The sequence below is a fragment of the Testudinibacter crocodili genome, from assembly GCF_006228025.1.
Taxonomy (GTDB): Bacteria; Pseudomonadota; Gammaproteobacteria; order Enterobacterales; family Pasteurellaceae; genus Chelonobacter.
This window is the reverse complement of sequence record NZ_VDHF01000083.1, coordinates 1-1,484: the sequence shown is the minus strand read 5'-3', so window position 1 is coordinate 1,484 and position 1,484 is coordinate 1. Positions and strand designations below refer to the sequence as shown.

The following is a 1,484-nucleotide window of genomic DNA, read 5'->3' as shown; positions in this document are numbered from 1 at the left end:
TTAAATATGTACGTTTATTAACAGAATATTATTTAGAGAAATAAATATGAAAAATACAGCAGATTATTTATTAGAAGTTACCGGTGTGCGTAAGGCGTTTGGTGAAGTCGTAGCCTTAAAGCGAGCGGAATTTATTCTAAAACGGGGGTCAATTCATGCTTTGTGTGGTGGTAATGGTGCAGGGAAATCGACATTTCTTAGCATTTTAATGGGTTTTATCACGCCGGATAGTGGACATGTTTTTGTCAATGGTAAAGAGCAACATTTTGACAATCCAAAACAAGCACTAGCTGCGGGAATTACGATAGTACAGCAAGAGCTGAGTACAATCCCTGATTTGTCTGTAGCAGAAAATATTTATTTAGGCAATGAACCAAAAAAGATGGGTTTTGTTGATTTTTCACAATTAAATCAGCAGGCACAAAATTTATTAGATGATTTAGGATTTAATGATATTTCACCACAAGCAAAAATGCGTGATTTAAGTGTTGCAGAACAACAGTTAGTTGAAATAGCAAAAGCCTTATCACACGCCAATGCCGATATTATCATTATGGACGAACCAACCTCTGCAATTGGCGAAGAAGATGTTCAGAAACTGTTTCAGTCAATAAGAGCATTGGCAGAAAGGGGTAAGGGGATAATTTATGTTTCCCATCGTTTATCAGAAATTTTTGAATTAGCGGATATGTTTACGATTTTTCGTGATGGTAGTTATATTTGTGAAGGCGCAATTCAGGATATAACCAGAGAAAGATTAATCGAACATATTATCGGAGGAGAGCTAAGTCAAGAGTTTGCAAAATTTAATATACCATCGGATGACATCGTATTAGAAGTTAATTCATTAAGTTGGAAAAATAAATTACATCAAATTAATTTTCAACTTCGACAGGGTGAGATTTTAGGTATTTACGGCCTAGTTGGTTCGGGAAGAAGCGAATTATTGGATATTATTTTTGGTTTGGAACAAGCGGATCAAGGCAGTATTTATTTTCAGGGGCAGAAACTCGAGCGACACTCAGTTAAAAAAGCGATTAATTTAGGATTGGCTTATGTGACTGAAGACAGAAAAGCAAGCGGTTTGGTTTTATGTCGTTCTGTCGCTGAAAACATTGATTTATCTTCCTTAGACCAAATCAGCCGTTTTCATTTTATTAATCAACTTAAATCTAAAACGCGCACACGAGAAATGATTAATAAATTTAATATTAAAACCCCAAATGAAGAGCAGTTAGTGATTAATTTAAGTGGCGGCAATCAACAAAAAGTGATTTTAGGTAAGTGGGCATTGTTAGAACCTGAAATTTTGTTGCTTGATGAACCTACAAGGGGAATTGATGTTGGTGCAAAAAAAGAAATATATCATTTTATGTCAGATTTTGCCCAAAGAGGTAAATCTATCATTATGGTTTCCTCAGAGCTTTCAGAAATTATTGGCATGAGTGATAGGGTTATTGTCTTGAAAAATGGAAAAATAAACG

The 1,484-nt window shown here is 34.8% G+C and carries 1 protein-coding gene; it reads left to right on the top strand.

The features are described 5' to 3' along the window. Positions 1 to 46: 46 nt before the first annotated feature. Positions 47 to 1,484 (top strand): sugar ABC transporter ATP-binding protein (locus FHQ23_RS09410; protein ID WP_139614100.1); only part of this gene is annotated, 1,438 nt, incomplete at its 3' end.